The sequence below is a fragment of the Stenotrophomonas sp. 57 genome (assembly GCF_030291075.1).
Taxonomy (GTDB): Bacteria; Pseudomonadota; Gammaproteobacteria; order Xanthomonadales; family Xanthomonadaceae; genus Stenotrophomonas.
This window is the reverse complement of the sequence record NZ_CP127407.1, coordinates 101721-126468: the sequence shown is the minus strand read 5'-3', so window position 1 is coordinate 126468 and position 24748 is coordinate 101721. Positions and strand designations below refer to the sequence as shown.

Here is a 24748-nt window from a genome sequence, read left to right as displayed (position 1 = left end):
TCGAACCGGCATGAGCGAGCTGCAGGACCTGAGCGCATTGATACGCGCCAACACCCCCCTGATCGTGATCGAGACCCAGGACGAGGGTCGCATCGTCGACCTGTTCCGGCAGACGCTGATGCACGTATGGCGGGCACTGCACCGGTGGTCGATCACCGAGGGCCTGCGCCGCATCGACCTGGACAGCGAAGACCCGCCGGTCGGGCCACCCGACGCCAGCGCGGCCCTGCAGATGATCCGCCAGGCCGAGCAGCGCGGGGTCTACCTCCTGCTCGATTTTCACCCGTACCTGGGCTACGCCAGCCACCAGCGCGCCCTGCGCGACCTGATCCAGCGCCGCCACAGCGAACCGCACGTGCTGGTGCTGATCGGTGCCAAGGTGGAGCTGCCGGCCGAGCTGGAAGCACTGGCGGTGCGTTTCAACCCGCGCCTGCCCGATGCCAACGCCCTGCTGAAGATGCTGCGCGAGGAGGCCGATGCCTACGCCCGCGAACACGGCGGCCGCCGCGTCGAGGTCGACAGCGAGGCGGTGAAGAAGATCCTGAAGAACCTGCAGGGCCTGAGCCTGGTCGATTCCCGGCGTATCGCCCGGCAGCTGATCTATGCCGACGGCGCGCTGCGCGACGACGACCTGCCGCAGCTGGCACGGCTGAAGTTCGAGCTGCTCAACCGCAGCGGGCATCTGTTCTTCGAGCATGACAGCGCGCGCTTTGGCGATGTGGCCGGGGCCAACCGGCTCAAGCGCTGGATCAACCAGCGGCGGGTGGCCTTCATCGCCGGCTCGGCCCCGACCGGTCTGGATCCGCCACGCGGCATGCTGCTGCTGGGCGTACAGGGCTGCGGCAAGTCGATGCTGGCCAAGGCCACCGCCGCCGGCTTCGGCGTGCCGTTGCTGCGCCTGGACGTGGGCGCGCTGTACAACAAGTACCACGGCGAAACCGAGGCCAACCTTCGCCAGGCCTTGGCCTCGGCCGAGCAGTTGGCACCCTGCGTGCTGTGGATGGACGAAATCGAGAAGGGCCTGGCCAGCGGCGGCGAGGACGGCGGCGTGTCACGCCGCGTGCTGGGCCACCTGCTGACCTGGATGGCCGAGCGCAAGGCGCCGGTGTTCATCGTGGCCACTGCCAACCAGGTGCACGAGCTGCCTGCCGAGCTGCTGCGCAAGGGCCGCTTCGACGAGATCTTTTTCGTCGACCTGCCCTCGCCTGAAGTGCGCGTGGAACTGCTGCGGCTGCACCTGGGCCGGCGCCAGCTCAATGCCGACGACTTCGCGCTGCCCGCGCTGGCGGCGGCCGCCAATGGGTTCTCCGGTGCCGAGATCGAGCAGGCGATCGTGGCCGGGCTGTATGCCGCGCATGCCGAGGGCCGGCCGCTGGATACCGAGTTGCTGATGACGGAGATCCGCGCCACGCGGCCGCTGTCGGTGTTGATGGCCGAGCAGGTGGAGGCGCTGCGGGCGTGGGCGTCGGGGCGGACGGTTTCCGCGGACGATTGAGTTTCCAGCGAACGGCGCAGCCCCTCGTGGTTGCTCGCTGAAGGCGAATGCCCGGTGGGGCCGGGCGGGCAGGCTGCGCAGGGGACGCTGCAAGTACGTCCATGTAAGCTCGATCGCCGCATCCATGCGGCTCACGCCCCTGCGCAGCCTGCCCGCCCGGCCTCTGACAGTTTCCGGGGGCGATCAGCCACGGAAAAGAAAAAAGAAGATCAGAAGCAAAAGCCGGTTGGCCGGCCGCTTTTTGTAGAGCCGAGCCCACGCTCGGCTGCATTTCGATCAGATTTCCAGTATTCGATTCCGATGCAGATTCATCCACGCATGGCGTGGATCTACCGTGTCGACCAAGGTCGACACCTACCAACAGCAGCGTCGAACCGTCAGAGGTGGGGTGGTGTGGGTTGGCAGGACCGTTGGCGCCATGGATGGCGCCATCGAGCCCCCAAGGACGGGTTTACGGCGTGTCCTGCCAACCCACACCGCCCCGCCATCCCTCGGATTGCCCGCTGTTGCTGTTGCTTCGGCTGTCGCCTCTGCGGGTGCCGGGTGCAACCCGGCCGAATCCCAACCTCAGGGCCACGCAGGCGGTGCGGCCGCCCAGGCCTGCTGCACCTCGGCCAGCGACGCGCGCTCGTCCTCCCGCCACTGCGGCAGCAATTGCGCATGGTGGGCACTGGTACTCCACTGCGTCGGCTCGGTACGCACGGCAGCGGCATACCACTGCACCGCTTCCTGTTTCTGCCCCATCCGCCACAGCGCCAGCGCATAGGTCGGCGGTACCCAGCTGGGCTTGCTGCGCGCATTGCCTGCCGAAGCCAGCCACTGTTCCAGCGCTGCCTCCGGCTTGCCCTGGCGCAGCAGGGCCCATCCGTAGTTCCAGCGCACGCCGCGACCCACACTGCTCTGCGCGGCTGACTCCTTCAACGCCTCGCCATACAGCTGATCGGCCAGTTCGGCCCGCCCCTGGGCGCTGGCCACCGACGCCAGCTGCACCGTGGCTTCCACCGCACGACGTCCGCGTTCACGCAACTTGACCAGCTGCGCGACCAGATCATCGCCCTCACCCTGCACCACCACCATCGGCGTCGCCGCCAGGTCGCTGTCGAAATAGAACTCCTGCGGTGCCGGCACGGCCGGCGCGGCCCACGTCGTGGCCGCTCCCGAGGCCAGCAGCACGCTGGCCAGGATCTTTCCTGGAACTGACATCCCTTCTCCCCAGGCTGCACGATCGCAGCCTCCCTCTCTTCTCGCCCCGATCCTAACCCCAGCAGCGGCGCGGGCGCGAGTGCCGGGGCCACCACGGCCCCGCTGCTACAATTCGCGCCTTTCCCGCCGCGTGCCTGCACGCGGCCGGTGCCAGCCGATCCTACCGGGCCAGCCATGACCAGTACCGCGCAACTCACTTCGCCCTCTTCCGCCGACCTGCTCGACCGTGATTACACGCTCGACCACAAGTACACCCGCAGTGAGGGGCGGATCTACCTGAGTGGTGTGCAGGCGCTGGTCCGGCTGCCGCTGATGCAGCGCCTGCGCGACGCCGCCGAAGGCATCGACAGCGCCGGCTTTGTCAGCGGCTACCGTGGCAGCCCGCTGGGTGGCTTCGACCTGGAGCTGTGGCGCGCGCGCAAGCATCTTGAAGCCGCCAAGGTGAAGTTCACCCCGGGCCTGAACGAGGACCTCGGCGCCACCATGGTGTGGGGCACGCAGCAGACCAACCTGTTCCCCGGCGCCAACGTGCAGGGCGTGTTCGGCATGTGGTACGGCAAGGGCCCGGGCGTGGACCGCTGCGGCGACGTGTTCAAGCACGCCAATGCGGCCGGCACCTCGCGCTACGGCGGCGTGCTGGCGCTGGCCGCCGATGACCATGCCTGCCGCAGTTCGACCCTGCCGCATGGCAGCGAGGACGAGTTCGTCAGCGCGATGATGCCGGTGCTGAACCCGGCCGGCGTGCAGGACATCCTCGACATGGGCCTGCTGGGCTGGGCGATGAGCCGCTATACCGGCCGCTGGGTCGGCTTCAAGACCATCGCCGAGACGGTGGAATCGTCGGCCTCGGTCGAGGTCGACCCGCTGGCCCGGCGTATCGTGCTGCCGGAAGATTTCGACATGCCCAGCGGCGGCCTCAACATCCGCTGGCCGGACCCGCCGCTGGACCAGGAGATGCGCCTGCACCGCTATGCGGTGAAGGCCGCGCAGGCGTTCGCCCGCGCCAATGGCATCGACAAGGTGGTGATGGACGCGCCGCGCGCGCGGCTGGGCATCGTCACCACCGGCAAGAGCTACCTGGACGTGCTGCAGGCGCTGGAATACCTGGGCCTGGACGAAGCGGCCTGCGCCGACATCGGCATCCGCGTGTACAAGGTCGGCATGACCTGGCCGCTGGAGCCGCAGGGCATCGCGCGTTTCGCGCAGGGCCTGGACGACATCATCGTGGTGGAGGAGAAGCGTGCCTTCATCGAGCGCCAGATGAAGGAGCAGTTCTTCAACTGGCCAGCCAGCTGGGGCCAGCGCCCGTCCATCGTCGGCAAGTACGACGAGAGCGGCGAGTGGATCCTGCCGTCCACCGGTGAGCTGACGCCAGCCACCATCGCCGGCGTGATCGGCCGCCGCATCCAGAAGTTCTTCAACAACGAATCGATCGAACAGCGCCTGCAGTGGATGCAGGAAAAGGAAGCCGAGCTTGCGTTGCCCCGCGCCAGCTTCCCGCGCGTGCCGCACTACTGCTCCGGTTGCCCGCACAACACCTCCACCCAGGTTCCGGAAGGCTCGCGTGCACTGGCCGGCATCGGTTGCCATTACATGGTGACCTGGATGGACCGCAGCACCGACACCTTCACCCACATGGGCGGCGAAGGCGTGACCTGGGCCGGGCAGGCGCCGTTCACCGATACTCCGCACGTGTTCCAGAACCTGGGCGACGGCACCTATTTCCACAGTGGCTCGCTGGCGATCCGCCAGGCGATGGCTGCCGGGGTGAACATCACCTACAAGATCCTCTACAACGATGCGGTGGCGATGACCGGCGGCCAGCCGGTGGACGGCCCGTTGAGCGTGCCCGACATCGCCAGGCAGATGCGCGCCGAAGGCATCCACACCATCGTGGTGCTGTCGGACAACATCGGCAAGTGGACCGGCCAGCGCGAACATTTCCCCAGCGACGTCGAGTTCCACGACCGCAGCGAACTGGACGCGGTGCAGAAGCGCCTGCGCGAAGTGAAGGGTGTTTCGATCCTGATCTACGAACAGACCTGCGCCACCGAGAAGCGTCGCCGCCGCAAGCGCGGCAAGCTGGAAGACCCGCAGAAGCGCGTGCTGATCAACTCGCTGGTCTGCGAAGGCTGCGGTGACTGCGGCAAGAAGAGCTTCTGCGTCTCGGTGCTGCCGAAGGAAACCGAGTTCGGGCGCAAGCGCGAGATCGACCAGTCCAACTGCAACAAGGACTATTCCTGCGTGAATGGTTTCTGCCCGAGCTTCGTCACCGTGCACGGTGGCCAGCCGCGCAAGGGCAGCAAGCGCGATGCCTCCGCGCTGCTGGACAACCTGCCTGCACCGACCATCCGCGGCACGCTGGAACAGCCCTGGAACATCCTGATCACCGGCGTCGGCGGTACCGGCGTGGTGACCATCGGCGCACTGCTGGGCATGGCCGGCCACCTGGAAGGCAAGGGCGCGACCGTGCTCGACCAGACCGGCCTGGCGCAGAAGGGTGGCGCGGTGACCACGCACATCCGCATCGCACGCCGACCGGACGACATCCACGCCGTGCGCATCGCCGCCGGTGAAGCCGACCTGGTGCTGGGCTGCGACATGGTGGTGGTCAATGACTACTGGGCACTGTCGAAGGTGCGCGCCGGTCGCTCGCAGGTGGTGCTGAACACCTACGAAGCGATGCCGGGCACGTTCACCACCCGTCCGGACATGCAGTTCCCCGCTGCCGACATCGTCGCCGGCGTGCGCGTGGCCCTGGGCGGCCAGGAGCCGCTGCTGCTCGATGCCACCCAGCTGGCCACTGCGCTGCTGGGCGATGCCATCGCCGCCAACCTGTTCATCCTCGGCTACGCCTGGCAGCAGGGCCTGGTACCGCTGTCGTTCGCTTCGCTGATGCGCGCCATCGAACTCAATGGCGCCGCCGTGGCGATGAACCAGCAGGCGTTTGCCTGGGGTCGCCTGGCGGCGGTCGATCCGCAGGCCGTGCAGCAGGCTGCCGGCCTGGTGCGCAACCGCCACACCGATACCGAATCCACCCCGGGCCCGCTGCACCCGCTGCCGCCGGGCGAGTGGGAAGGCAACGAGTGGGGCGCCACCGCTGCGCCGCGCAACACCGGCGACGAACGCGAACTGCGCGGCCTGCCCTCGCATGGTGGCGACGTGGCGTTCCTGCCGCTGGACGACGCGCGCCTGTCGCGCTCGCTGGATGAAATGATCGAGCGCCGTGCCGCCTTCCTTGTCGAGTACCAGGATGCCGCCTACGCCAACCGCTACCGTGATCTGGTGGCGCGCGTGCGCGCCACCGAGGCCGACCGCATCGGCGGTTCCACCGCGCTGACCGAGACCGTGGCCCGCTACCTGTTCAAGCTGATGGCGTACAAGGACGAGTACGAAGTGGCCCGCCTGTACACCAGCGGCGACTTCCAGCGCCGCCTGCAGCAGCAGTTCGAGGGCGACTACCAGCTGCGCTTCCACCTTGCGCCGCCGCTGTTCGCGAAGAAGGACGAGCAGGGCCGGCTGCTGAAGAAGGAATACGGCCCGTGGATGTTCAAGGCCTTCGGCCTGCTGGCGAAGCTGAAGTTCCTGCGCGGCGGGCGCCTTGATGTGTTCGGGCGCACCGAGGAGCGCCGGATGGAGCGCCAGCTGATTGCCGATTACGAGGCGACCGTGCAGCTGCTGCTGGACGGGCTGGAGGATGATCGGCTGTCGCTGGCGGTGGAGATCGCCAGCGTGCCCGAACACATCCGCGGCTTCGGCCACGTCAAGGAAGCCCACTTCGCACAGGCCAAGGCGCGTGAAGCCGCCCTGCTGGCGCAGTGGCGCAACCCGAAGGCGCTGCATATCGTGCAGGTGGCCTAACCGGCAGCAGGACCCGACCGGCCCTGGGCCGACTGCCCGGGAAGGGTCTCGCGCTGGAGACGCTGGCGATGAATGCCAGCGAACGTCGACATTTCAGAAATTGTCGCCGTTCAGTGACATTCTTGAAATGTCATCGAACGGCGACTTTTGATTAAATGTTGCCGAGCGCATACATTCGGCATATGGACGTCCTGCGAACTTCCCGAGACCTGGGCGTGGTCATCCGCCAGCGTCGCAAAGCACTCCGTTGGGATCAGGCCCAGCTGGCCGAACGCGTAGGCGTCAGTCGGCAATGGGTCATCGAAATGGAGAAGGGCAAGCCACGGGTGGAGCTGCAACTGGTGCTGCGGACGCTCAACGTCCTCGGCCTGATACTGGCTACGGGCACCGTCGAGGGAATGGTCTCCTCCGCTGCATCGACGGAAATGCCTCTGGAACTGCCTGATATCGACACTATCGTGGATGGCAACGGGCTGCGCCCGGATGAGCACCGCGCGACTGCCATGACGTTGGGGCGTAGAAAGCCCCACAGGGCCGTCTGACAGCCCCTTCCTCCCGGACATCGTGCCTCCCGCATGGACCTCAACGTACTCCTTTCCAACAGACTGGCTGGATACCTGGGACAGGATGCACATGGCCATCCGACATTCCGGTACGCAGACAGCTGGCGCCAGACGCCGGGCGCCTATCCCTTGTCACTTGCACTTCCATTGGCAGAGAACAGCACGCCCGCTGCCACGCTCTCTGCGGTCCTGTGGGGGCTGCTTCCCGACAACGAGGCCCTTCTGCAGCGATGGGCTTCCCGGTTCCATGTTTCGTCCCGCAACCCGGTCGCGTTGCTGTCACATGTCGGTGAAGACTGTGCCGGTGCGGTCCAGTTCGTACGAGGCGAACGGCTCGCCGCCGTGCTTGCCGGTGAAGACGATCGGCAAGAGCCGCTGTCCCTCCATGAGGTCGCCCAGCGCCTTCAGCGGATCCGAGTGGACCAGATTGCAGCGCGGCAACCCGATGATGTCGGCCAGTTCAGCCTGGCCGGGGCGCAACCCAAGATCGCCCTGATGCAACGCGACGATGGAGGTTGGGCAATTCCGGCCGGTCGCATCCCCACCACCCATATCCTCAAACCCCCCAGTGGCGACTACGACGGATTCGTGGAGAACGAGGTCTTCTGTCTGCGCCTGGCCAGTCAACTCGGCATGTCGGCTGCGTCCACTGAAATGATCTGCATGGAGGATGCACAGGCCATTGCGGTGACGCGCTTCGACCGCGTACGAACAGCGCAGGGTTGGCAACGCGTTCACCAGGAAGACTTCTGTCAAGCGCTGGGTGTCATGCCACACATCAAGTACCAGAATCAGGGCGGACCGGGGCCGGCCGATCTGGCGCGCGTGCTTTGGGAACATTCCAGCAAGCCGCGAGCGGATGTCGAAAGACTGCTGCAGGCACTGCAGTTCAACTATCTCATTGGCGGCACTGACGCACATGCCAAGAACTATTCGCTGCTGATCGGCGCACAAGGAAACGTTCGCCTTGCCCCGCTGTATGACATCTCAAGTGCACTGCCCTATGCATATCTGCAGCAACGCAAGATCAAGATGGCCATGAAGATAGGCAGTCATTACCGCTGGTGGGATGTCCGCCTGGCGGATTGGGAGGCCACCGCTGATGGAATGAAGCTGGACCCGCAGAAAGCACTGTCGGGCCTGTTCGACATGGCAACACAGCTGCCCGGCATCGCCCGGGCATTGCTTGCGGGGCTGCAGGCGGAGGGGATGCGCCACCCGGTTCTGGAACGTCTGGTGGACGGCATCAGTGCAAGCTGCCAGCGCTGCCTGCGTCAATTCGAACAATCCGCTACCTGATCACCCCAGCCGCCACAGCAGCAGCCGGTTGTTGGCCGGCATCGCCACGTCGCGCAGGCGGGTGAAACCATTGTCCGCGGCCAGCGCCTGCACGGCTTCCACGTCGCGGATGCCGCTGCGCGGGTCGCGCGCCTTCAGCCAGCCATCGAACTGCGCGTTGCTGTGGCTGGTGTAGCGGCCGCCATAGTTGAACGGGCCGTACACCGCCAGCAGCGCGCCGTGGCGCAGCAGCGGCGGCAGCGCGGCGAACAGCGCCTGTATGTGGTCCCAGCTCATGATGTGCAGTGTGTTGGCGCTGAACGCGGCGTCGAACGTGCTGCCCTCAGGCAGTACCAGGCCCGGCGCGGGCGGCAGCTCCACCTGCAGGGCCACGGGCGACAGCAGATTGAGCAGCGCCGCCTCGGCGCGCCACGCCTCGATGCCAGGCAGATGGTCGGCATGATCGCTGGGCTGCCAGCGCAGCCACGGCCAGCGCTCGGCGAAGAAGGCGGCGTGCTGGCCGGTGCCGCTGCCGATCTCCAGCACCCGGTGGCGATCGCCCATCCACGGGTCGAGCGCAGCCGCGATGGGTTCGCGGTTGCGTTCGCAGGCTTCTGAGTGCGGCTTGCTCGACATCGGGACGGGGTCCGGGTGGGGTCGGCACCATTGTGCACGAGGGGGGTGCTCGGCAGGGCTGCGCCCTGCACCCGCCGAGAGCAAGAGCAACAGCAAAAGCAGAAGCGGGCTCCCTGAGGGATGGCGGGGTGGGTCCGGTTGCGGGGGACGCCGTAAACCCGTCCTTGGGGGCTTGGCCGCGGCATCCATGCCGCGGACACCCCCGCCACCGGACCCACCCCGCCTTCGACAGTTTCCTGCGGTCTGTTGGAACGGATCTGACCCCGTATTCATTTCGATATCTGACAGATTGTGTCGACCAAGGTCGACACCTACCAACAGCCGCAGGAATCTGTCAGAGGTGGGGCTGTGTCGGATTGCGGGATGTCAGCCGCATGGATGCGGCTGCCAAGCCTCCATGGACGGATTCACGGCGTCCCCGCAATCCGACATCGCCCCGCCCACCCACGGAATGCCCGCTATTGACGTTGCCCTGGCTTGAAGCAGGTGCAGGGCTGCAAGCCCTGCCGAAACCCGCACCAACCATGACTGCAGTCACTTGCCCGCACGCGCCGCGCTGGCGAAAGTCGAGGAGTTGACGTGATCGGTCCGGCCCGTTGCCAACCGCACGCAAGCGAGAGAGAGAAACGCTGTGCAACGACGTGAGTTCCTGGCTTTTTCCGGTCTGGGCCTGGCGGGTCTGCTGCTGCCGCATTCCCGGGCCATCGCCGCCGAGCAGCTGCTCGCCCCGGTCGATACCGCCCAGCGCCGGCGCCTGGCCGAGGTCGCACTGGCCGCCGCGCGCGCCGCCAAGGCCAGCTACTGCGATGTACGCATCGGCCGCTACCTCAACCAGTCAGTCATCACCCGCGAGCACCAGGTCGGCAACGTGACCAACCGCGAATCGTCCGGCGTGGGCGTGCGGGTGATCGTCAACGGCGCGTGGGGCTTCGCTGCCACCCATCAGCAGAGCGAAACCGCCGTGCGCGCCGCGGTCGAGCAGGCTGCGGCGATCGCGCGCGCCAATGCCGGTATCCAGACCCGGCCGGTGCAGCTGGCGCCGACGCCGTCGGTCGGCGAGGTGCGCTGGCAGACGCCAGTGCGGAAGAACGCCATGGCGGTGCCGATCCAGGACAAGGTCGAGCTGCTGCTGGCACTCAATGCCGCCGCGCTGAATGCGGGCGCCGACTACATCAATTCCACCCTGTTCCTGGTCAACGAACAGAAGTACTTCGCCTCCAGCGACGGTTCTTTCATCGACCAGGACATCCATCGCATCTGGCTGCCATTCACCGCCACTGCCATCGACAAGGCCAGCGGCAGGTTCCGTACCCGCGCCGGCCTGTCCTCGCCGATGGGCATGGGCTACGAATTCCTGGATGGCGATGCACGCGGCAAGGTGCAGCTGCCCGGCGGCATCACCGCCTACCGCGATTCCTACGATCCGGTCGAGGACGCCATTGCCGCCGCCCGCCATGCGCGCGAGAAACTGAAGGCGCCCTCGGTGAAGCCCGGCAAGTACGACCTGGTGCTGGACCCGTCCAACCTGTTCCTGACCATCCACGAAAACGTCGGCCACCCGCTGGAACTGGACCGCGTGCTTGGCTATGAAGCCAACTACGCCGGCACCAGCTTCGCCACGCTGGACAAGCGCGATGCCGGCTTCCGCTGGGGCAGCGACATCGTCACCTTCTTCGCCGACAAGACCCAGCCGGGCAGCCTCGGTGCGGTGGGCTACGACGATGAAGGGGTGAAGACCCAGCGTTGGGACCTGGTGCGCGACGGCATCCTGGTCGACTACCAGGCCACGCGCGATGAGGCCCATATCCTCGGCCGCGACGCCTCGCACGGCTGCAGTTATGCCGATTCCTGGTCCAGCGTGCAGTTCCAGCGCATGGCCAATGTCTCCCTGGCACCAGGCAAGCAGCCGCTCAGTGTCGAGGACATGATCAAGGACGTGGAGAACGGCATCTGGATCCATGGCCGTGGTTCGTACTCGATCGACCAGCAGCGCTACAACGCCCAGTTCGGTGGCCAGCTGTACTACCAGATCAAGAACGGAAAGATTGCCGACATGGTCGAGGATGCGGCCTACCAGATCCGCACGCCGGAGTTCTGGAACGCCTGCACCGCCATCTGCGATGAACGCGACTTCCGCCTGGGCGGTTCGTTCTTCGACGGCAAGGGCCAGCCCGGCCAGGTCTCGGCGGTGTCGCACGGTTCGTCCACCACCCGCTTCAACGGCATCAACATCATCAACACCGCGCGCAGTCTCGGCGCTTGAGCCACCCATCCTTCGATATGGAGAGCAGCCTTGCAAAGACGTGACTTCCTGGCCCTGACCGGGCTTACCGCGGGCGGGCTGATCGTGCCCTCCTTCTTCGGCAAGGTGATCGCCGCCGAACAGCTGCAGTCCAGCCTGGACCTGGGCCTGAAGAAGCGCCTGGCCGACGCCGCGCTGCAGGCCGCGCGCGCGGCCGGTGCCACCTACTGCGATGTGCGCATCGGCCGCTACCTGCGCCAGTTCGTGATCACCCGCGAAGACAAGGTGCAGAACGTGGTCAACACCGAGTCCACCGGTGTGGGCATCCGCGTGATCGTCAACGGCGCCTGGGGCTTCGCCGCCACCAACGCGCTGGGCACCGCCGACGTGGCCCGTGCCGCGCAGCAGGCCGCCGCGATTGCCAAGGCCAATGCCGGCGTGCAGACCGCGCCGGTGCAGCTGGCCAAGGCGCCGGGCGTGGGTGAAGTGAGCTGGCGCACGCCGATCCGCAAGAACGCGATGGAGGTGCCGATCAAGGACAAGGTCGGGCTGCTGCTGGACGTCAACGCGGCCGCGATGGGCGCCGGTGCCAGCTTCGTCAACTCGATGCTGTTCCTGGTCAACGAGCAGAAGTACTTCGCGTCCACCGATGGTTCCTACATCGACCAGGACGTGCACCGCATCTGGGCGCCGATGACGGTCACCGCCATCGACAAGTCCAGTGGCAAGTTCCGTACCCGCTCCGGGCTGTCCTCACCGATGGGCCTGGGCTACGAGTACCTGGACGGTGCCGCCGCCGGCAAGGTGGTCAGCCCGAACGGCGTGGTCAACTACAGCACCTCCTACGACATGAAGGAAGACGCCATCGACGCGGCCCGGCAGGCGCAGGAGAAGCTGAAGGCACCGTCGGTGAAGCCGGGCAAGTACGACCTGGTGCTCGACCCGTCGCACACCTGGCTGACCATCCACGAATCGATCGGCCACCCGCTGGAACTGGACCGCGTTCTCGGCTACGAGGCCAACTACGCCGGCACCAGCTTCGCCACCCTGGACAAGCGCGAACAGCATTTCCAGTACGGCAGCGAGCTGGTCAACATCTTCGCCGACAAGACCCAGCCGGGCAGCCTCGGCGCGGTGGCGTACGACGATGAAGGCGTGAAGTGCAAGCGCTGGGACCTGATCAGCAATGGCAAGCTGGTGGATTACCAGACCATCCGCGACCAGGCCCACATCCTCGGCAAGACCGAGTCCGACGGTTGCTGCTATGCCGACTCGTGGTCCAGCGTGCAGTTCCAGCGCATGGCCAACGTGTCGATGGCGCCGGGCAAGAAGCCGCTGAGCGTGCCGGACCTGATCAAGGACGTGGAGAACGGCATCTACATCATCGGTGATGGTTCGTTCTCGATCGACCAGCAGCGCTACAACGCGCAGTTCGGCGGCCAGCTGTTCTACGAGATCAAGAACGGCCAGATCACCCGGATGCTGGAAGACGTGGCCTACCAGATCCGCACGCCGGAATTCTGGAATGCCTGCACCGCCGTGGCCGACGAGCGCGACTACCGCCTGGGCGGTTCGTTCTTCGACGGCAAGGGCCAGCCGGGCCAGGTCTCGGCGGTCTCGCACGGTTCGTCCACCGCGCGCTTCAACGGCATCAACGTCATCAACACCGCACGCAGCCTCGGCTGACCGGTCAGGAGCCCTTACACCATGAGTATCTTCACCGAAGCCCAGGCCAAAGCCATCCTCGACAAGGTCATTGCCCTGTCCAAGGCCGACGAGTGCACCGCCGTGCTGGCCGGCGCGATCAGCGGCAACATCCGCTTCGCACTGAACAACGTTTCCACCAGCGGGATTGTCGACAACACCGAACTGGCGGTCACCGTCGCCTTCGGCAAGCGCGTGGGCACCGCCTCGATCAACGAGTTCGACGACGCCGCGCTGGAGCGCGTGGTGCGCCGTGCCGAGGACCTGGCGCGGCTGGCCCCCGAGAACCCGGAGTTCATGCCGGCCATCGGCAAGCAGAGCTACCGTGCCAGCCCGACCTTCAGCGAGTCCACTGCCGCGATCGATCCGGCCTTCCGTGCCAAGGTTGCCGCCGATTCGATCGCGCCGTGCCGTGGCCATGGTCTGATCGCCGCCGGCTTCCTCGAAGACGGTCAGGGCTTCCAGGCCACCGCCAACAGCAACGGCAACTTCGCCTACCAGCGCACCACCAACTTCGATTACACCTGCACCGTGCGTACCGAAGATGGCCGTGGTTCGGGCTGGGTCGGCCGCAACCTGAAGGATGCGGCGGACTTCAGGGCGGACCAGGACATCCGCATCGCCATGCGCAAGGCCACTGAATCGGCCGAAGCCAAGGCGCTGGAGCCGGGCAAGTACACGGTGATCCTGGAGCCGGCTGCAGCAGCGGGCCTGATCAGCTTCATGATGAATTTCTTCAGCGCACGCTCGGCCGATGAAGGCCGCAGCTTCCTGTCCAAGAAGGGCGGCGGCAACAAGCTGGGCGAGCAGGTCTACGACCCGCGGGTGACCATGATCGCTGACCCGTGGCATCCGGATGCACCGGTGCTGCCGTGGGACAACGAGGGCCTGCCCCGCGAGCGCATGGCCATCATCGAGAACGGCAGGATCGCCAACCTGGATTACTCGCGCTTCTGGGCGCAGAAGCAGGGCAAGACCGCCAAGGCTTCGCCAGGCAACCTGCTGATGAGCGGCGGCGACAAGAGCACCGCCGAGCTGGTGCGCGGCACCCAGAAGGGCATCCTGGTCACCCGCACCTGGTACATCCGCATGGTCGATCCGCAGACCGTGCTGCTGACCGGGCTGACCCGCGACGGCACCTTCTACATCGAGAACGGCCAGATCAAGCACCCGGTGAAGAACTTCCGCTTCAACGAATCGCCGGTGATCATGCTCAACAACATCGAAGAGCTGGGCAAGCCGGTGCGTGTGGCCGGTGATGAATCCAGCTACGTGATGATGATCCCGCCGATGAAGCTGCGCGATTTCACCTTCACCTCGCTGTCCGACGCGGTCTGATGGACCGACGGGCCTGCCTGCGCTGGTTGGCCGCTGCCGCTTCGGCGGCGGCGCTGCCGGCCTGGGCACAGGCAGGCCCGCGCAGTTCGCGCTACGACTTCTGGTTCACCCGCCTGCAATATGACTCCGGTGACTGGGACGTGGACGCGCGCATGCCGTCCAACCTGATCACCTCGCTGATCGACTACACCTCGCTGCGGGTGGACCCGCAGGAACACGTGGTGGCACTGGCCGACCCACGCATGCTGGAAGCGCCGTTCTGCTACCTGGCCGGGCATACGCTGGTGGAGTTCAACGCCGCCGAACGGCAGAACTTCGTGCGCTACGTTCGCAACGGCGGCTTCGTCTTCGTCGACGACTGCAACCATGACATCGACGGCCTGTTCGCCACCTCGTTCGAGGCGCAGATGGGCCGCCTGTTCGGGCCCAGGGCATTGCAGAAGCTGCCCAACAACCACGCGCTGTACCGCAGCTTCTTCCGCTTCCCCGACGGCCCGCCCGCCACCAGCTTTGAACTGAACGGCTGGGGCGACGACCTCGTGCACGACTACCTGAAGGGCATCGAGGTCGATGGCCGGCTGGGCCTGCTCTACAGCAACAAGGACTATGGCTGCGAGTGGGACTACGACTGGCGCAACAAGCGCTTCCTGGCCGAAGACAACACCCGCTTCGGCGTCAACATCGTGATGTACGCGCTGAACAATTGATAGGACCTGCACGCCCATGACCGCCCCCGACCTCGATTCCCTGCTGCCGCGCCTGCACGATCTTCGCGCTGCGCTCGCACGCGCCGTGGTGGGCCAGAACACCGTGGTCGAACAGCTGCTGATCGGCCTGCTGGCCGGCGGCCACTGCCTGCTGGAAGGTGCGCCCGGCCTGGGCAAGACCCTGCTGGTGCGCTCGCTCGGGCAGGCGCTGGAACTGCAGTTCCGGCGCGTGCAGTTCACCCCCGACCTGATGCCCAGCGACATCCTCGGCACTGAGCTGCTGGAGGAGGACCACGGCACCGGCCACCGCCATTTCCGCTTCCAGCAGGGCCCGATCTTCACAAACCTGCTGCTGGCCGACGAACTCAACCGCACCCCGCCCAAGACCCAGGCCGCGCTGCTGGAGGCGATGCAGGAACGCACCGTCAGCTACGCCGGTACCACCTACGCGCTGCCGGCGCCGTTCTTCGTGCTGGCCACGCAGAACCCGATCGAGCAGGCGGGCACTTACCCGCTGCCGGAAGCACAGCTGGACCGCTTCCTGCTGCACGTGCTGGTGGATTACCCCAGCGAGGACGAGGAGCGGCAGATCCTGGAGCAGACCACCGGCGGCGCCACCGACGCAGTGCCGAAGGTGATGGATGCCGAAGCCGTGATCGCGTTGCAGGCCGCCGTGCGCCAGGTGCATGTCAGCCCCGATGTGCTGGCCTGGATCACCCGCTTGGTGCGTGCCAGCCGGCCGGGCGAAGGCGCGCCGGCGGCGATCAACCAGTGGGTGAAGTGGGGCGCCGGTCCGCGTGCCGGGCAATCGCTGGTACTTGCGGCGAAGGCACGCGCACTGCTGCAGGGCCGTTTCGCCGCCACCCGTGAGGATGTGCAGGCGCTGGCCGCACCGGTGATGCGCCATCGCCTGCTGCTGTCGTTCGCCGCCGAGGCCGAGCAGAAGCGTGCCGACGACGTGGTCGCCGCGCTGCTGCAGGCCGTGCCGTTCCCGGGTTGAGCCACGCGTGAACGCAGGTGCGCCGTTGACCCTACCGCCGGAACTGCGTGCGCGCCTGCGCCTGCTGCGGTTGCGGCCGCGCCTGGCCAGCGGGGCGAGCGGCATCGGCCAGCACACCAGCCGCAGCCGCGGTGCCGGGCTGGAATTCGCGCAGTACCGCGCTTACGAGCCGGGCGACGAACTGCGCCAGATCGACTGGAAGCTGTACGCGCGTTCGGACCGCTTCTTCGTGCGCGAATCCGAACGCGAAAGCCCGATCACGGTCTGGCTGCTGCTCGACGCCACCGCCTCGGCCGGCCAGGCCGATCGCGCGGCACCGCAGCGCACGCGCCTGGATCACATGCGCGGCGTGGCCGCCTGCCTGGTGGAACTGGCGCTGCAGCAGGGCGACCGTTTCGGCGTGCTGGCGATCAATGGCGATGGCCTTCAACTGGTACCGGCCGCGAACGGCGCGCGCCAGCGCGACCGTGTGCTTCTGCAGTTGCAAGCGCTGCAGGCGCGCGGCGGCTGGCCCGTGGCCGAACGCCTGCGCCCGCTGTGGGAGCGCGTGCGCCCCGGCGATCTGCTGCTGGCGATCGGTGATGGCTTCGATGACGCCGGCATCGTGCTGCTGGAACACCTCGCCAGCGCGCGCCGCGAGGTGATGCTGCTGCAGGTGCTGACCGCCGACGAGCGCGACTTCCCCTTCGATGCCGGCCATCGCTTCCGCGATCCGGAAACCGGCGAGGAACTGCTGGGCGATGGCGCCGCGATCCGCGCCGACTACCTGCAGCGCTTCGCCGCCGCACACAGCGCCCTGCACGCACGCCTGCAGGCCAGCGGCATCACCAGCGCCACCGGCTGGCTGGACCAGCCGCTGGACCAGCCGTTGCAGGCGCTGTTCGGCCGCGGGGAGGGCGCATGAACCTGCTGTTCCCGCTGGGCCTGGCCGCGCTCGCTGCATGGCTGCTGCCGTTGTTGATCCACCTCGCCCGCCGCCATCCATATACACCGCTGGATTTCGCCGCGCTGCGCTGGTTGCGCGCGCAGATCCGGCCGCGCCAGCGCATCCGCTTCGATGACTGGCCGTTGCTGCTGGTGCGGCTGTTACTGCTGGCAGCCTTGGCGCTGTTGCTGGCGCGGCCCGCGCTGACGGGCCCGGCGGCGCCCCCCGCTGCATGGACCGTGGTAGCGCCGGGACTGGATGCCATGGCACTGCGCGGAACGGCCGAGGATGGCAACTGGCACTGGCTGGCGCCTGGCTTCCCCACCATCGACCAGGCACCACCGATCTCGAGCGCCACCCTGCCCAGCCTGCTGCGCGAACTGGACGCGAAGCTGCCTACCGGTACCGCCTTGACCGTGCATGTGCCCGATCCGCTGCCCGGCCTGGACGGCACGCACCTGCAACTGTCACGCGATGTGCAATGGCGGCCACAGCCGTTGGCGGTCACCGGGCAGCATCCCGCGGCGCCCTCGCCGCGACTGCGCGTGCACAGCGGGGCGTCGGCCACAGCCGAGCGCTGGCTGGGGGCGCTGCAACGCGCGTGGGGCGCGCAGGCAGGGCTCGTACCGTTGGCAGCGGATGCCCTGCCCGAACGCGGCGAAATCGGCGTGTGGAGCCGCAGCGATGCACTGCCGGCGAATTGGCAGGCGTGGCTGCGCGACGGCGGCCACGTATTGGCCGCCACTCCGCCCGCCGCAGAGGCGAACGTGCGGCTGCGCGATGCCGACGGCCAACCACTGCTGTGGCAGCAACGCATCGGCCAAGGCCAACTGCTGTCGCTGCCCGGCGACTGGAATGCCGCCAGCAACACGGCGCTGCGCGATCCAGGGTTGCCGCGTGCCCTGCTGTTGGCCCTGCAACCGCCTGCCCCGCCTCGGCTGGGCGATGCGCAGGACCAGGCACCACGCACGGCCTTGCTGCCTGCGACAACGCCCCCCGTGCGTGAACCAACCTCCTGGCTGCTGCTGGCCATCGTGCTGCTGTTCGCCCTGGAACGCTGGATGGCCAGCAGCGCCCGGCGCCGGGTGGCGGCATGAACGCGTTGCAGCGTGCCTGGCAGCGTGCGCGGCGCCGGTGCGCCCTGATCACCCTGTTGCTTGGCCTGCCGTTGGCGCTGGCCGCCACCGCGCTGGCGCTGCGCCTGGCCGGCTTCGATCCGGCCTGCGTGGTTGGCACGCTCGTCGTACTCGGCTGCGCCGCCGTTGCGACGGCGCGTGCCCGCCGGCTCGACCGTCAGTGGCTGCAGCGGCAACTTGATGCCAGTGGCACCAGCGAGGACAGCGCGGACTTGTTGTTCGCCGAGGCCGCCACGCTCAATCCGCTTCAGCAGCGTCAACGCACCCACGTGCTGGCCACGCTGGAGCGCTACATGCCGGAGCTGCGACCGCGCTGGCCACGCGCGGCGCTGGCCCTGTGCTGGATTGCGGGCCTGACCATCGCACTGCTGGCACTCGGCTGGCCGCGCTCGAACAGCGGGCCCACCGCCGCTGCACCCACAGCGCACGACACCGCCATGCCCGCGGGCCCACTGCACCTGCAGTCCACCCGCCTGCGCGTCGACGCGCCAGCCTACACCGGCCAGGCGACGCTCACCCAGAATGCATTGGATGCCAAGGTTGCCGCCGACAGCCGGCTGTCGTGGTCGTTGCGCTTCGACCGCGTACCGGACAAGGCGTGGCTGCAGTTCCACGATGGCCGGCGCCTGCCGCTGAACGAGCAGGACGGGCAATGGCAGGCGCAGGACGTGGCACGCGCGCCGGCGCTGTATCGCGTGGTGAGCGAACCGGCACTGGCCGAGACGCGCCTGCATCGGCTGGACGTGGTGGCCGACCGTACACCCTCCGTGCGCGTGCTGGAGCCGGCAGCCAGCCTGGTGCTGGCCTCGCCCGGACAGCGCCAATGGTCGCTGCGCTTCGAGGCCAGCGACGACTACGGCGTGGCCGCACAGGCAACGCTGTCGATCACCACCACCCAGGGCAGCGGGGAGAACATCACCTTCGTGAAACGTAGTGTCACGCTTGCCGGCAGCGGCGAAGCCACCGCTCGACGTTTCGCCCACACCCTCGATCTGGCTGCGCTGGGCGCGCAGCCCGGCAACGATGTGATCGCCCAGCTCGAGGTGCGCGACAATCACGCACCCACGCCACAGACGGGGCGCAGCAACAGCGTCATCCTTCGCCTGCCCAGTGCCGAGGTCGCGCTTGGTGCCGAACTGGAAGGACGCATCAAGAAGACGCTGCCGGCCTACTTCCGCAGCCAGCGACAGATCATCATCGATGCGGAGGCTTTGATCCGGCAGCGACCTGGCCTGGCCGCTGATGACTTCATCAAGCGAAGCGATGCGATCGGTGTCGACCAGCGCATCCTGCGCCTGCGCTACGGCCAGTTCCTGGGCGAGGAAAGCGAAGGCGCACCGAAGCCGCCGCCGACCAGCGACCTGCCCACCAGCGATGCGCCGACCGCAGATGACCACGGCGACGATCACGAGCACGACCCTGGCGCGCAGGCCGGTGCGCATGACGACCATGGCCATGATCATGGCGGTACAGCCAACGCAGATGCCCCGCCGGTGTTCGGCAGCGCGACCGACGTGCTATCCGAGTACGGACACACCCACGACCACGCCGAGGCGGCCACCCTGCTCGATCCGCAGACCCGTGCCACGCTGAAGGCCGCGCTGGACCAGATGTGGTCGGCCGAAGGCGAGCTGCGCCAGGGACGCCCGGCGCAGGCCCTGCCCTTCGCCTACAAGGCACTGGGCTTCATCAAGCAGGTGCAGCAGGCCGAGCGCATCTATCTGGCCCGGGTCGGGCCGGAGCTGCCCCCCATCGATGAAAGCCGACGGCTGGGTGGCGATCGCGCCGGGCTGGCCAGTCGCGAACTGCCGTTGGCCGCGCGCACGCCGCCGGACCCGGCCATTGTCGAAGCCTGGCAGCGTCTCGGCGATGACATCGGCACACCCGATCTCGATGCGCTCGCTACCTGGCAGCAACGCAACGCTACCTACCTGCCCGATGCACTGGACCTGGCAGCCGCCATCGAGCAGCTGCGCATCGAGCCCGGCTGCCGCGACTGCCGCCAGCGCCTGCGTGCGCAGCTGTGGCGTGCCCTGCAGCGTCCGTTGCCGCAGGTGATGCGGCGCAGTGCGGCCGATGCGATGGGGCAACGGTATCTCGACGCGCTGGAGGCAACACCATGAGCGCCTCCGGATCGAGCCTGTGGATTGCGCTGGCACTCGCCCTGGTCGTGGTCATCGCCAGCCTGCGCCAGTTGCGCGGAGGTCCAGCGCATCGCGGCCGCCAGTGGATCATGATCGGGCTGCAGATCATCGCCGCCACGTTGCTGTATCTGTGCCTGGTACCTCCTACGCATCAGCGACCTGCCGCTGGCCTGGTCGTGCTCGGCGCCCAGGCCGACAAGGCGGGTGCGGTGCCAGCCAGTGAAGGTCCGCTGCTGCTGTTGCCGGAAGCGGGCGATGTACCCGGCGGCCAGCGCGTACCGGATCTGGCCACCGCGCTGCGCCAGCATCCGGCATCCACGCTCACCCTGGTCGGTGCCGGCCTGGCTGCGCGCGATCGCGACGCGGAACTGCCAGCCGACGTGCGTTGGCAGGCGGCACCCGCACCGCGCGGCTGGGTCGCCCTGCAGCCACCTGCCGACGTTGCTCCCGGCGGACGCTTCGAGGTACAGGCGCAGGCTCGTGGCACGGCAAAGGCGAAGGCAGAGTTGCTGGACCCGGCCGACACCGTGGTCGATCGCGCGGACGTTGCCGGGGACGGTCGCGTCCAGCTCAGCGGCATCGCCCGCGCCGAAGGCCGCAGCATGTTCCGGCTGCGCCTGCTCGACGCCGAAGGCCATGTGGTGGACAGCGTACCGGTGCCGCAGCAGACGTTGCCGGCAGCGCCCCTGCGCCTGTTGGTGCGTGCCAGCGCGCCCGGCCCGGAACTGAAGTACCTGCGGCGTTGGGCCGCCGACGCGGGCCTGCGCGTGCAGGCGCAGGCCGATACCGGTGCCGGGCTCAGCGTGGGCGATGGCGTGGTCCCGATCGATGCCCCAACGCTGGCGCGCAGCGACCTGCTGCTGCTGGACGAACGCAGCCTGGCTGCCTTCAATGCAGGCCAGCTGGCCGTCGTGCGCCAGGCGCTGCGCGACGGCCTGGGTGTGCTGGTACGCAGTGCGGGGGCACCTTCGGCCAGCGCGCGGCAGCGCCTGCATGATCTTGGCCTGCCCGTGCAGGGCGATGGCAGCAGCCACGCCCTCGAACTACCCAGCGACGGTGACAGCGAAGTCCTTGCCGCGCGCCGTGGCCCGCTTGCCGCCGGCACACTGCCGACCAGCTACGGCGAAGAGGCCGACCGCAGCTCGCACAGCGCCGCGCTGCCCTCGCTGGAAGCACTGGCGCTGCAGGCGCCGGGCAGCAACGCGCTGCTGCACGATCGGGGTGGCAAGGCCGTCGGCAGCTGGCTCGCGGCTGGCAAGGGCCGCATCGCCGTACTGCCAATCACCGACAGCTGGCGCTGGGTGCTGGCGGGCCGCGACGACCGTCACGGTGAACTGTGGAGCAGCGTGGTGGCCACGCTGGCGCGCGCACAGGGCAGCGATGATGTGCTGTGGTCGCCTCAGGCGATTGCCTGGGCAGGAGAGCGGCAGGCACTATGTGGCGTGCAGGCACCGCTGCAGGCCTTCAACCCGCGCGGTGACAGCGTGCCGCTGATCATCGATGGTGCGACATCGGCGCTGCGGTGCGCCGGTTGGTGGCCGCGCGCGTCCGGCTGGCAGCGCCTGCAGCATGGGGACACTACCGTCTGGCGCTATGTATTCGACCCGAAGGACGCAGCTGCACTGCATCGGCAGGCGATGATCGATGCGACCACGCAGGCGCTGGCCCGCAGCGTGCCCGCGAATGCGCGGGTGACGCAGCCGGTGCCGGGTTCGCGCTGGCCCTGGTGGCTGGCTTTCGTGCTGTGCGCCGCGCTGCTGTGGTGGCTGGAACGGCGGCGCTGACCTGGGGCCGGATACCTTTCGGCCGCGAAAGGGCTCCGACCCCAACGGCTGGATCGCGAACCGCATCCACGCATGGCGTGGATCTACTGGCCCCTCATGCGCCCTTCAACGTTTTCCCGCGCGGCGGTACACGCCATTGAAGCGCACGTTCATGCCACCACACTCGCTGTTGTCGGCCACGATCAGCACCTCGCCCAGCGAGTGCACGCGCACCCTGCAGGTGTCCTCGACGAATTCCACATCAGCACCACGCGGCGTCGCCCGCGCTTCCACCTGGCCCATGTTCGGCCCGTAGGGACGCTGCTCCGGCGTGGGGTTGGCAGAGGGCCAGTAGGCGTCGCCGTCCACATGCAGCTGCCCGCCCTGCACCGAGATGCGCAGACCGTTGTCGCCATCCTTCCAGTCGCCCACCCAGTCCTGCAGCGACGGCGTGCGGGCCGGCAACACCTGCAGCTTGCTGCGGTCAACCCACCCGGCGCTGCCACCCACCTTGTTCGGGAAGAACGCGCAGCGATAGCTCCCCAGGTCGCGCCCGGTCACCAGCGTATCGCCACTTACCACGTAGCTGCGCTGGCGACAGGCCGGCTCGCCCTTGGCCGGGCAGCCGTCCATGTCGCCCAGCAGGTACAGGCGGGGAGCACCCACCACCTTGGCCAGGGCAAAGCCCGATTGCTGCGAAGGAAACGCGCCGTTGCGGCAGGAACCATCGTCAGCCAGGTCAGTGGCGATGGCAGCGAACGGGCTCAGCGTCGCGAGCAGGATCAGGGAGCGCAGCAGCATCCAGGCAGTCTCGTGGGGGAACCGCCGAAGGATACGCCCTACTTCACCGGCGGTGCGTCACAGCCGTCCTGCTCCTGGCAGAACTGCAACGCGCGCCGCTGCTGCTCGGCGCTGAGCTCGGGCGGCGGCCGCGCGACCGCCGCCTGGATCTGCGAAGGGCCACCGGTGAGCTTGTTCACACCTTTGGCAGCCGCCATCACACCCTTCACCACGCCCATCATGATGTAGCCGCCACTCATGCTGACCTGCTCCGGCGAGGGCGGTTCGCTCCAGTCACGGCTGAAGCGGTTGTCGCCGAACTTCACCGGGTTCTTGAAGCGGTACAGGTCCAGCGGCTCGTCATCGGGCTTGAGTGCGCGCACCTCGCCAAGGGTGGTGACGTTGTCCTGCGGCAGGGCGGTGGAAACCGGCGCGGTGGTTGCCGCCTGCGCATCCGCAGCGGCTGCAGGCACGGGTACGGGCGCCGCCACCGGCGCTGCCTGCTGCGCCTGCGCGATGCCCGCCAGCAACAGGCTGGCCAGCAGCGCTCCCTGCGTTCCACGTCGTGCCACAGCCATCCACCCTGTTGGTTGCGTCCAGTGAACAAGGATACGGATGCGGGCTTCAGATTTCGTTGGCATCGGCGGGGGCATTCAGGGTGTATCACGCATCGTCGCTGCGCGGCCTGGGCGCCGAAGTTTGCAACGAACTTCATTCCCCTCGGGAAGCGGGGTCGGCATCCTGCGGTTTTCCCGGTAAGGCCCTCCTTGATGACAGCTCCCTCCGCACGCCCGCCGCGTCGGCCGGTCGCCTGCTGATGTCGCGCGCAGCAGTACTGGTTGGTCTGGCGGTTGTGTGCCTGATGGTCATCGCGACCGCCGCCGAATGGACATCGCGTGTCCGCGCAGGCCTCGCCTCGCTGCGCCGGAGCAGCACGCTGCGGACGCTGGGCGCGGACGAACACATGGCACTGGCACCGGTGCGCGCGTTGACCGGCTGTGACCATGACGACCAGATAAAGCGGCTGAGTGGAGCCTTCACCGGCGGGACGTGGCGGAACAGCTTCCCGGTCGGTGACGGCATTCTGGGTGGCATACCCGTGCTGGTGCCAAGACAGGCATGGCCCTACCTCTCGGAAGACAATCAAGCTGACGTGGTACTGGGTGAACACGTGGCCATGGTGGTGCGTCTGAATGGCTTCACCATCGCTGCAGCACGGCCGGATGCAGCCACCAGCCGCGTCTGTGGCGAACGCCTGGAGACACCCGAAGAAGTTTCGATGCGACGGGGTCCCCGCCTGCGCCCTTCCCCGCTGCTGATTGCCATGCTGGCGCTGTGGGCCGCCGCCGGCGTTCCGGGCCTGCTCGCCATGCCGTTGCTCGCCATCGCCGGTCTTGCGGCCTGGCTGGGCCTCCCTCGCCGCAAGGGCCCTGCGACTGCGCAGCGCGTGCTGCGGGTCCGCGGGCGCCTGCGCGCGTACCAGCGTACTGCCGAGACATCACGGGTGTGGTTGCTGGGTAGTGACCGGCGTGTGCAGCTACCAGAGAAATGGGAGCACGCTGCGGCATTCTCCCGCGGGCGCTCGATGCTGCTGGAAGTGCGCACCTGCGATGGATGGGTACTCGGCGCGGGCACGGCATGGTGCCTGGCCAGTGACCGACGGCGCTATCCGCCCACGGGAGGGTTCTGGCAACTGGCGTGGCTGGGCCTGCTGTTGTGCGTGCTGGTCTTCGGCGCCGCCTGGATGCCGGTGTCGCAGCGCCTGGCGCTGGGCTGGCCGCTTGCGTCTGGCTGGCAGGCGGTGGCATTGCTGGCGCTGGGCTGGCACGCGGTGCGGTTTGTGATCTGCATGGTGCAGCTCCACCGCCGCAACGAGGCGCTTGACGCGGACATCGCGCAGCGTCCGGACCCGTGGCACTGAACGGTTCACGCCCTTCGCGCGCGATGTCTCACATCCTGAGACGTGGATGTGG

General features: G+C 67.8%; 18 protein-coding genes. 14 read left to right on the top strand and 4 right to left on the bottom strand.

Annotated features, from left to right (window positions below):
* Positions 1-10: 10 nt before the first annotated feature.
* Positions 11-1495: an AAA family ATPase gene (locus QP512_RS00510; RefSeq protein WP_286070531.1), complete on the top strand. Its 1485-nt coding sequence runs from the start codon at positions 11-13 to the stop codon at positions 1493-1495.
* A gap of 567 nt (positions 1496-2062) precedes the next feature.
* Here QP512_RS00510 and QP512_RS00505 read toward each other — a convergent pair.
* Positions 2063-2698 (bottom strand): tetratricopeptide repeat protein, encoded by a 636-nt coding sequence (locus QP512_RS00505; RefSeq protein WP_088023145.1) that lies wholly within the window; start codon positions 2696-2698, stop codon positions 2063-2065.
* Between the two features lie 174 nt (positions 2699-2872).
* Here QP512_RS00505 and QP512_RS00500 point away from each other — a divergent pair, with 174 nt between their 5' ends.
* From QP512_RS00500 to QP512_RS00490, 3 genes are all read left to right on the top strand, one after another.
* Positions 2873-6559: an indolepyruvate ferredoxin oxidoreductase family protein gene (locus QP512_RS00500; RefSeq protein ID WP_286070530.1), complete on the top strand. Its 3687-nt coding sequence runs from the start codon at positions 2873-2875 to the stop codon at positions 6557-6559.
* Positions 6560-6774: 215 nt separating this feature from the next.
* Positions 6775-7101 (top strand): helix-turn-helix domain-containing protein, encoded by a 327-nt coding sequence (locus tag QP512_RS00495; protein ID WP_286070529.1) that lies wholly within the window; start codon positions 6775-6777, stop codon positions 7099-7101.
* Between the two features lie 33 nt (positions 7102-7134).
* On the top strand, positions 7135-8421 hold the full coding sequence (locus QP512_RS00490; RefSeq protein ID WP_286070528.1) for a type II toxin-antitoxin system HipA family toxin: 1287 nt from the start codon (positions 7135-7137) through the stop codon (positions 8419-8421).
* On the opposite strand, the gene QP512_RS00485 is transcribed toward QP512_RS00490, so the two are convergent.
* Positions 8422-9036 (bottom strand): DUF938 domain-containing protein, encoded by a 615-nt coding sequence (locus QP512_RS00485; RefSeq protein ID WP_286070527.1) that lies wholly within the window; start codon positions 9034-9036, stop codon positions 8422-8424.
* 631 nt (positions 9037-9667) lie between these two features.
* Here QP512_RS00485 and QP512_RS00480 point away from each other — a divergent pair.
* From QP512_RS00480 to QP512_RS00440, 9 genes are read left to right on the top strand one after another with little or no spacing between them, the layout of a single operon-like run.
* Positions 9668-11299 (top strand): TldD/PmbA family protein, encoded by a 1632-nt coding sequence (locus QP512_RS00480; RefSeq protein WP_286070526.1) that lies wholly within the window; start codon positions 9668-9670, stop codon positions 11297-11299.
* 30 nt (positions 11300-11329) lie between these two features.
* Positions 11330-12964, top strand: a complete 1635-nt coding sequence (locus QP512_RS00475) for a TldD/PmbA family protein (protein WP_286070525.1) — start codon at positions 11330-11332, stop codon at positions 12962-12964.
* A 21-nt stretch (positions 12965-12985) separates the two neighbouring features.
* Entirely contained in the window at positions 12986-14320 is a 1335-nt protein-coding gene (locus QP512_RS00470) for a TldD/PmbA family protein (RefSeq protein ID WP_286070524.1), read from the top strand.
* Positions 14320-15027 (top strand): DUF4159 domain-containing protein, encoded by a 708-nt coding sequence (locus QP512_RS00465; protein ID WP_286070523.1) that lies wholly within the window; start codon positions 14320-14322, stop codon positions 15025-15027. Before QP512_RS00470 ends, QP512_RS00465 begins: the two co-directional genes overlap by 1 nt.
* Positions 15028-15043: 16 nt before the next feature.
* Positions 15044-16027 (top strand): MoxR family ATPase, encoded by a 984-nt coding sequence (locus tag QP512_RS00460; protein ID WP_286070522.1) that lies wholly within the window; start codon positions 15044-15046, stop codon positions 16025-16027.
* A gap of 7 nt (positions 16028-16034) precedes the next feature.
* Entirely contained in the window at positions 16035-16931 is an 897-nt protein-coding gene (locus QP512_RS00455) for a DUF58 domain-containing protein (RefSeq protein WP_286070521.1), read from the top strand.
* Positions 16928-18049, top strand: a complete 1122-nt coding sequence (locus QP512_RS00450) for a BatA domain-containing protein (RefSeq protein ID WP_286070520.1) — start codon at positions 16928-16930, stop codon at positions 18047-18049. The genes QP512_RS00455 and QP512_RS00450 overlap by 4 nt, the downstream gene beginning before the upstream one ends.
* Positions 18046-20211, top strand: coding sequence for a hypothetical protein (locus QP512_RS00445; protein ID WP_286070519.1), 2166 nt, complete (start codon positions 18046-18048; stop codon positions 20209-20211). The genes QP512_RS00450 and QP512_RS00445 overlap by 4 nt, the downstream gene beginning before the upstream one ends.
* On the top strand, positions 20208-22016 hold the full coding sequence (locus QP512_RS00440; RefSeq protein WP_286070518.1) for a hypothetical protein: 1809 nt from the start codon (positions 20208-20210) through the stop codon (positions 22014-22016). The genes QP512_RS00445 and QP512_RS00440 overlap by 4 nt, the downstream gene beginning before the upstream one ends.
* 105 nt (positions 22017-22121) lie before the next feature.
* Here the strand turns inward: QP512_RS00440 and QP512_RS00435 are convergent, their stop codons facing one another.
* Both QP512_RS00435 and QP512_RS00430 read right to left on the bottom strand, forming a co-directional pair.
* Positions 22122-22796 carry a hypothetical protein gene (locus QP512_RS00435; RefSeq protein WP_286070517.1) on the bottom strand — a complete coding sequence of 225 codons (675 nt, stop codon included), beginning with the start codon at positions 22794-22796 and terminating at the stop codon, positions 22122-22124.
* 38 nt (positions 22797-22834) lie between these two features.
* Entirely contained in the window at positions 22835-23353 is a 519-nt protein-coding gene (locus QP512_RS00430) for a hypothetical protein (protein ID WP_286070516.1), read from the bottom strand.
* 80 nt (positions 23354-23433) lie between these two features.
* Between QP512_RS00430 and QP512_RS00425 the strand changes: the two genes are divergently transcribed.
* Positions 23434-24696, top strand: coding sequence for a hypothetical protein (locus QP512_RS00425; RefSeq protein WP_286070515.1), 1263 nt, complete (start codon positions 23434-23436; stop codon positions 24694-24696).
* Positions 24697-24748 lie beyond the last annotated feature (52 nt).

Excerpts from the sequence above, each read along its gene's own strand:
- QP512_RS00510 (WP_286070531.1), top strand. The coding sequence starts at position 11 with ATGAGCGAGCTGCAGGACCTGAGCGCATTGATACGCGCCAACACCCCC.
- QP512_RS00500 (WP_286070530.1), top strand. The coding sequence starts at position 2,873 with ATGACCAGTACCGCGCAACTCACTTCGCCCTCTTCCGCCGACCTGCTC.
- QP512_RS00430 (WP_286070516.1), bottom strand. The coding sequence starts at position 23,353 with ATGGCTGTGGCACGACGTGGAACGCAGGGAGCGCTGCTGGCCAGCCTG.
- QP512_RS00460 (WP_286070522.1), top strand. The coding sequence starts at position 15,044 with ATGACCGCCCCCGACCTCGATTCCCTGCTGCCGCGCCTGCACGATCTT.
- QP512_RS00485 (WP_286070527.1), bottom strand. The coding sequence starts at position 9,036 with ATGTCGAGCAAGCCGCACTCAGAAGCCTGCGAACGCAACCGCGAACCC.
- QP512_RS00440 (WP_286070518.1), top strand. The coding sequence starts at position 20,208 with ATGAGCGCCTCCGGATCGAGCCTGTGGATTGCGCTGGCACTCGCCCTG.
- QP512_RS00450 (WP_286070520.1), top strand. The coding sequence starts at position 16,928 with ATGAACCTGCTGTTCCCGCTGGGCCTGGCCGCGCTCGCTGCATGGCTG.
- QP512_RS00445 (WP_286070519.1), top strand. The coding sequence starts at position 18,046 with ATGAACGCGTTGCAGCGTGCCTGGCAGCGTGCGCGGCGCCGGTGCGCC.
- QP512_RS00490 (WP_286070528.1), top strand. The coding sequence starts at position 7,135 with ATGGACCTCAACGTACTCCTTTCCAACAGACTGGCTGGATACCTGGGA.
- QP512_RS00505 (WP_088023145.1), bottom strand. The coding sequence starts at position 2,698 with ATGTCAGTTCCAGGAAAGATCCTGGCCAGCGTGCTGCTGGCCTCGGGA.
- QP512_RS00435 (WP_286070517.1), bottom strand. The coding sequence starts at position 22,796 with ATGCTGCTGCGCTCCCTGATCCTGCTCGCGACGCTGAGCCCGTTCGCT.
- QP512_RS00470 (WP_286070524.1), top strand. The coding sequence starts at position 12,986 with ATGAGTATCTTCACCGAAGCCCAGGCCAAAGCCATCCTCGACAAGGTC.
- QP512_RS00465 (WP_286070523.1), top strand. The coding sequence starts at position 14,320 with ATGGACCGACGGGCCTGCCTGCGCTGGTTGGCCGCTGCCGCTTCGGCG.